At 71.0% G+C, this 6,853-nt stretch carries 6 protein-coding genes and 3 tRNA genes; 2 read left to right on the forward strand and 7 right to left on the reverse strand.

Annotation, left to right across the window (positions count from 1 at the left end; translation table 11 throughout):
• Positions 1-33 precede the first annotated feature (33 nt).
• The 7 genes from ACWC5O_RS11770 to ACWC5O_RS11800 all read right to left on the reverse strand — a co-directional run bounded on the left by ACWC5O_RS11770 (position 34) and on the right by ACWC5O_RS11800 (position 4,122).
• Positions 34-975: a TolB family protein gene (locus ACWC5O_RS11770; RefSeq protein WP_450586376.1), complete on the reverse strand. Its 942-nt coding sequence runs from the start codon at positions 973-975 to the stop codon at positions 34-36.
• Positions 976-1,067: 92 nt separating this feature from the next.
• On the reverse strand, positions 1,068-1,376 hold the full coding sequence (locus ACWC5O_RS11775) for a hypothetical protein (RefSeq protein ID WP_450586378.1): 309 nt from the start codon (positions 1,374-1,376) through the stop codon (positions 1,068-1,070).
• 287 nt (positions 1,377-1,663) lie between these two features.
• A tRNA-Phe gene (locus ACWC5O_RS11780) sits at positions 1,664-1,737 on the reverse strand.
• 24 nt (positions 1,738-1,761) lie between these two features.
• Positions 1,762-1,836 (reverse strand) — tRNA-Asp (locus tag ACWC5O_RS11785).
• Between the two features lie 37 nt (positions 1,837-1,873).
• Positions 1,874-1,946: transfer RNA gene (locus ACWC5O_RS11790), tRNA-Glu, on the reverse strand.
• A gap of 81 nt (positions 1,947-2,027) precedes the next feature.
• Complete coding sequence (locus tag ACWC5O_RS11795; RefSeq protein ID WP_450586380.1) at positions 2,028-3,572, reverse strand: metallophosphoesterase family protein; 1,545 nt, start codon at positions 3,570-3,572, stop codon at positions 2,028-2,030.
• Between the two features lie 199 nt (positions 3,573-3,771).
• Complete coding sequence (locus ACWC5O_RS11800) at positions 3,772-4,122, reverse strand: metallopeptidase family protein (protein ID WP_450586382.1); 351 nt, start codon at positions 4,120-4,122, stop codon at positions 3,772-3,774.
• Between the two features lie 213 nt (positions 4,123-4,335).
• Here ACWC5O_RS11800 and ACWC5O_RS11805 point away from each other — a divergent pair, with 213 nt between their 5' ends.
• Together ACWC5O_RS11805 and ACWC5O_RS11810 are read left to right on the forward strand one after the other, a co-directional pair.
• Positions 4,336-4,839, forward strand: a complete 504-nt coding sequence (locus ACWC5O_RS11805; RefSeq protein WP_450586384.1) for a hypothetical protein — start codon at positions 4,336-4,338, stop codon at positions 4,837-4,839.
• Between the two features lie 216 nt (positions 4,840-5,055).
• Positions 5,056-6,853 (forward strand): DEAD/DEAH box helicase (locus ACWC5O_RS11810; protein ID WP_450780963.1); only part of this gene is annotated, 1,798 nt, incomplete at its 3' end.

The raw sequence follows: 6,853 nt of genomic DNA on the forward strand, positions 1-6,853 counted from the left end.
CGACCGGGGGACGGCCGCCCTCACCTGGGGTCCTTATTCGTTGGGGAGCCAGTCGGTGAAGGTCACGGGTCGGTCCGTGAGCTTGCGGAGGTTTCCGCCGTCGACGGCGTCGACGACGTACGTGGCGCTCGCGCCGGCGGCCTGCTCGAAGCCGTTGAAGGCGATCCGGCTGCCGTCGGGGGAATAGACCGGGGTGCGGAGGTTGGACAGGGCGATGGCCCAGTTGCTCTGCAGATCGGTGGTGGCGCCGGTGGCCACGTCGACGGTGTGCAGGCCGTTCTCGGTGGCATAGACGAGACGGCTGCCGTCGGGGGACCAGTCGGCGGGCGTGTCCCCCACGTTGTGGCTGGAGGTGACCTGGCGCTCCTCGCGGGTGACCGTGTCGAGGACATAGACGTCGGTGCCGACATCCCAGCCGTCATCGGTCTCGTAGTACTCGCTCCTCAGGAAGGCGATGCTCCGGCCGTCGGGCGAGAAGGTGCCGCGGCTGCCGTACGGGGTGAGGACCTCGCTCCCGGTGCCGTCGGCGTTGATCCAGCCCAGGCCGGACCCCGTTTCGTAGACGATCCGCTGTCCGTCCGGAGACCAGTCGGGGTGCCCGGCGTACGGAACGGGCCCGGACCCGGTGCCGGGGACCAGGACGTGCGGGTCGCTGCCGTCGGCGCCCGCGACGACCAGATCGCTGCCGTACGCGCAGCCCTCGGTCTGCGGTATGCAGGTGTCCTGCCGGTGGACGTACGCCACCTGGGAGCCGTCGGGCGAGAGCACGCCGTCCTCCGCGCCCTGGGCGAAGGCGTTGGTGACGGATCCGCTGACAGGGCTGAGGGAGACCAGGGCAGGGGAGCCTGCCGAATAGTCGGTGCCGGTGAGCCGGCCCGGTCCCTGTGTTCCCTCCGCCGTCGCTGTCCCCGCTGCCAGCGGCAGACTCGTCGCGATCGCCAGGGTGACGGTCAACGCGGCCTGTCTGAAGCGCACTTGAGCCCCTTCCATCGGGTCGGGACCGGCGGTCCGGCCCCCGGAAGGAGGAGCGCACCAAGATCAGGAAACGTCACAGCGAGCGCACAGCTTCAGCCCTGCTGCGCCCCCGAGCCGCCGGAATCGCCGCCGCGCCGCACACCGTCCCCGAGGGCGATGGACCTGGCGGTGTTGGAGACCGCCTTGATACCGAGGTACGCCGTGGTCATGCTGCTCACGGCCGTGAACGCGGCGGTCAGCACACCGACGATCACCGCCTTGTCCCCGTCAAGCCGCCACACCCCGAAGATCGCGACCCCGGCTATCGCCAGGTTGCTGATGATCACCGCGAGCAGCCCGTACCGGGCCCGGTCCTTCTCCAGCTCGGTGTCCCGGATGGCTCTGGCCTCGTCCCGGCTCATCGTCCCCGCCCCCCGCAAATCCCCGTCAACCAGCCAGAACGTAGCGCCGCGCAGAGTCTGTGCCAAGCCGACCAAGCGATAAAGGAAAATCTGAGAAATCACTCTTCGCGATGAAGCGTCGACGTTCCCCCTGAGCGAACCGGCGAACGAGCCTAGATTCCCTGTTCGCGAAGACCGTGGTGCGCGTCAAGCTGCTGCCGACCCAGGAACAGGCGCGCGCTCGTACCACGAGCGTGATCCACAAGACATACAACAAGGCCCCGATCCGAGGATCGGGGCCTTAGCTGTGGCTGGGGCCGGGGTCGAACCGGCGACCTATCGCTTTTCAGGCGATCGCTCGTACCAACTGAGCTACCCAGCCGCGAGGTTTCCGAGGAAACCCCAGCGGTCCTGACGGGATTTGAACCCGCGGCCTCCACCTTGACAGGGTGGCGAGCACTCCAAACTGCTCCACAGGACCAAGCTGTGCGTGCAACAGTGTCGCACACGATCTTGCGTGCCCCCAACGGGATTCGAACCCGTGCTACCGCCTTGAAAGGGCGGCGTCCTAGGCCGCTAGACGATGAGGGCTATCGGCCCGCCTGGGCGCTTCTCAGCGCGTCGGGGACGTGAGAAGCATATGGGATGGCGGGGAGTATCGCCAAAACGGTTTTACGGGCCTGAGGGCGAAGGCGGGGTGGGGGGCCGTGTCGCGCCTGGCAGGTTCGACTCGGGGAGGTGGCGGCTGACCTCGGCCGTCGTCAGGCCCAGGCCGCCCAGTCTGATCTCGTCCCAGGCCTGGAGGCGGCGGGTGTCGCGGTCGAAGTAGAGGATCGAGGCCTCGATCGGGTCGGGGTATCTGCCCTCCACCGCGCGCAGGCCGCTGCCGCCCGTGGAGCCCTCGATGCGCAGACGTGTGCCGTACTTCATGACCTCCGTGTCCTCGTGGTGGACGTGGCCCGCCAGGACCAGCGGGACCGCGCCGTCCGTCTCCCGGGCGGCGGAGGGCTCGTGTGCGATCGCCACGTCGACCGGGGTGCCCGCCGCCCGCTGGTCGCGCAGGGCGCCGGCCAGGCGGTCGCCCGCCAGCAGCTCGGCCGCGTCCCCGCCGGGCGACACCGAGCGGTCGGGGGTGAACTGGGGGTCGCCGATGCCCGCGAACCGCAGGCCCGCGATCGTCTCCGCCCGGCCGTCGTCCAGGACGTGCACGTTCTTCATGCGCCGCAGGTAGCGCTGGGTGGTCAGGGAGTCGTGGTTGCCGCGGACCCAGACGTAGGGCGCGCCCAGGTCCGCGATCGGGTCCAGGAAGCCGTTCTCCGCCGCCGTGCCGTGGTCCATCGTGTCGCCGGAGTCCACGATCACGTTCACCTTGTACTGCTCCACCAGCGAGGCGATGATCTTCCAGCTCGCCGGGTTGAGGTGGATGTCGGAGACGTGCAGGACCCGCAGGGTGGCGGGGTCCGGCTGGTAGGCCGGGAGCGTGGACGTGACGTCGTACAGCTTCGTCACGTTCGTCACCAGGCGCGCCAACTCCTTCTGGTAGACGTCGAATTCGGTGACGATGCTGCGCGCGTTGCCGACCAGGGAGGGTGCGGAGGAGAGCAGGCCGGAGAACTTCGGCTCCAGGACCGACTTGGGGTTCCAGGTGGCGTACGCCGTCGCCCCGGAGGCGGCCAGGAGGGCCAGCGCCAGGCCGCCGGCCGCCAGGGCGCGGCGCGGGCGGCGGTAGACCGCCAGGCCCAGGGCGGTCGCGCCGGAGACCACGGCGGCGCAGGAGCGTACGGCCAGGTCGAGCGTGCCGTGCTCGACGTCCCGGGCCACCTCGTCCTGGAGCCCGGAGAGCCGTTCGGGGTGGTCGACGAGGGCTTGGGAGCGGAGCGGGTCGAGCTGGTCGACGTTGACGTCCAGGCGGACCGGGGCGACATGGCTGTCCAGGGTGAGCGCGCCCAGCGGGGAGACGTTGATCTTCGTGCCGCCGGTGAGGGACGGGCGCAGCGCCATGGTCGTGTCCATCGGGCCGACCGGGACCCGTACGTTCCCGACGATCAGCAGGCCCAGCCAGGCGCCGATCAGGACCACCGCGGTGAGGCCGAGGGCGCGCAGCCACGGGTTGGGGCGGGCCGCCAGTTCGAGTGTGGGGAGGGTGGGGGCGGCTTTGCGGGCGCGGCGGGTGCGCAGGGTGTGGAGGGCTGCGACGGTGGCGCGGGCGCTGGCCATTGGGGGCGTATGCCCACGGCCGGGCGTGGATATGCGGCGGATATGCGACGGTTCGCCGGCCTCGTACGGGGCTCCGGTACCGGGCAATGACCGTGTGCCGGAGAGTCTCGATCTTCAGCCGACCGGGTGAGATGCCCGTAGGGCCTCGTATCACCCCAGGCCAGGGGTCGGTTGGTGGGCGTCCGGGGATGCCGGGAAGTCAGCCCCAGCCCAGTTCGTGGAGCCGCGCGTCCTCGATGCCGAAGTGGTGTGCCACCTCATGGACGACCGTCACGGACACCTCGTGCACCACGTCCTCCGCCGTCTCGCAGTAGCGCAGGGTCGGACCCATGTAGATGGTGATGCGGTCCGGGAGGACTCCGGCGTACCACTCTCCGCGCTCCGTGAGAGGGGTCCCCTCGTACAGGCCCAGTAGCTCGGGGTCGTGGGCGGACGGCTCGTCCTCCACGAACACGGCTACGTTGTCCATGACCCGCGTCAGCTCCGGCGGGATCTGGTCCAGGGCCTCACTCACCAGTTCTTCGAACCTGTCGCGTGTCATCTCCAGCACAGGGCCATTGTCCGGGACGAACGTGCCGGGCGGGGTAGGCGCGGAACCTGTCGTGCTGTCGCGCGCGGCCCCGGCGCCACTTCGGCGTCGACGACGCCCGCGCTCGGGTACGGGTGATCGGGCGGGCGCCGATGCGGGCGGGGCGCGTGTCCTCTTGTGGGCGGCGGGAGTTGGGCAGGTTGACTCCTGACCTTCCTTCCGGAGGTGGCTGCCGTGCGCCGCTTGTACGTACCCGTCCGTCTGGTCGTCACGGCGCTGGCCCTCGCGGCCGCCGCCGGCTGTGTGAGCGTGGGTGACGACGCCGGCCGGGCCAGGCCCCCGCACTCGGCGGGGCAGCAGGGCGGCGAGGCGCCCGACGGGGGTCCGGTGGGAGGTGGGGGCGGCCTCGGCCACGGCGGTGGCCCCGGGGGCGGCAAGCGCGAGCACGGGGGCAAGAAGAAGCGGGGGGAGTCGGCCGCGCCCTCGGCCACGCCGTCCGTGCCGGGCAGCGCGTCGGTGGCACCGCCGAAGCCGGGGAAGACCGTGGATCCGACTCCTGTGCACACGGTCGACCCGACCCCCACGCAGACGGCCGAGCCGCAGCCGACGCCCACGGAGGAGCCGACGCCCACCTCGCCCCCGCCGCCGTCCGCCGAGCCGTCCTCCTCGGCTCACGAGGAGACGGGAACCCAACTGGCCCAGCGGGAGCCGGCGCCCGCGGCGGGGGCTCCGGCGTAGTAACGTGACCGGCGTCTCCTGGGATCGGTTTGCCTTGGGGGGCGTTGGGTGCGTATGGTGGTAGATCGTTTGATCCCATTTGCCCGGCGCCACTGCAGAGCGCGCCGTGTGGCGCGTACTCTCCCTTGCCGTGGCGGACCGCATTGAGGCGGTCGTGAGCGATTCACGGAGTTGACGGGCGCGTGCCGAAGAGACTCCGGAAGGTTTCGCATTCGCATGTCCGTGTCCAGTACTGATCAGATCGTCATGCCCGAGAACGACAACGAACTCGTGGACGTGACGACCGAGGTCACCGAGGCCGTCGAGGCCGCTGACACCACCCCCCAGACCACCTTCGCCGACCTCGGCCTCCCCGAGGGCATCGTGCGCAAGCTTGCGCAGAACGGCGTCACCACCCCCTTCCCGATCCAGGCCGCGACCATCCCGGACGCCCTGGTCGGCAAGGACATCCTCGGCCGTGGCCGCACCGGCTCCGGCAAGACCCTCTCCTTCGGTCTGCCGACCCTGGCCACGCTGGCCGGCGGCCGCACCGAGAAGAAGCGGCCGCGTGCCGTCATCCTCACGCCGACCCGTGAGCTGGCCATGCAGGTGGCCGACGCCCTGCAGCCCTACGGCGACGTCCTCGGCCTGAAGATGAAGGTCGTCTGCGGCGGTACGTCGATGGGCAACCAGATCTACGCGCTGGAGCGCGGTGTGGACATCCTGGTCGCCACGCCCGGCCGCCTGCGCGACATCATCAACCGCGGCGCCTGCTCCCTCGAGGACGTGCAGATCGCCGTCCTGGACGAGGCCGACCAGATGTCCGACCTGGGCTTCCTGCCCGAGGTCACCGAGCTGCTCGACCAGGTCCCGGCCGGCGGCCAGCGGATGCTGTTCTCCGCCACCATGGAGAACGAGATCCAGACCCTCGTCGACCGCTACCTGAACAACCCCGTCTCGCACGAGGTGGACGCGGCCCAGGGCGCGGTGACGACCATGTCGCACCACATCCTCATCGTGAAGCCCAAGGACAAGGCGCCGGTCACCGCCGCGATCGCCTCCCGCAAGGGCCGCACGATCATCTTCGTCCGCACCCAGCTGGGTGCCGACCGCGTCGCCGAGCAGCTGCGCGAGGCGGGCGTGAAGGCCGACGCGCTGCACGGCGGCATGACCCAGGGCGCCCGCACCCGGACGCTGGCCGACTTCAAGGACGGCTACGTCAACGTGCTCGTCGCGACCGACGTCGCCGCGCGCGGTATCCACGTCGACGGCATCGACCTGGTCCTGAACGTGGACCCGGCCGGCGACCACAAGGACTACCTGCACCGTGCGGGCCGTACCGCGCGTGCCGGTCGTACGGGCACCGTGGTCTCGCTGTCCCTGCCGCACCAGCGGCGCCAGATCTTCCGCCTGATGGAGGACGCCGGCGTCGACGCCGCGCGCCACATCATCCAGGGCGGTGCCGCCTTCGACCCGGAGGTCGCCGAGATCACCGGCGCCCGTTCCATGACCGAGGTCCAGGCCGAGTCCGCGGGCAACGCCGCCCAGCAGGCCGAGCGCGAGGTCGCCCAGCTGACCAAGCAGTTGGAGCGCGCCCAGCGCCGGGCCACCGAGCTGCGCGAGGAGGCCGACCGGCTGGTCGCCCGGGTCGCCCGCGAGCGCGGCGAGGACCCGGAGACCGCGGTGGCCGAGGCCCAGGCGGCCGCGGCGGAGGCCGTGGTCGAGGCGGCCGTGGCCCAGGAGCCGGCGGAGCGCGCGACCGAGCGCGAGGAGCGTCCGGCGGCTTCGGCACCGTACGAGCGCCGGGAGCGTCGTCCGTTCGACCGGGACCGCGGTGAGCGCGGTGAGCGTGGCTTCGAGCGTCGTGACGACCGGGGTGACCGTGGTGGGCGTTCCTTCGAGCGCCGTGACGAGCGTCGTCCGTTCGACCGGGACCGTGGTGAGCGCGGTGAGCGTGGCTTCGAGCGTCGTGACGACCGGGGTGACCGTGGTGGGCGTTCCTTCGAGCGCCGTGACGAGCGTCGTCCGTTCGACC

The organism is Streptomyces sp. NPDC001450, from assembly GCF_053597295.1.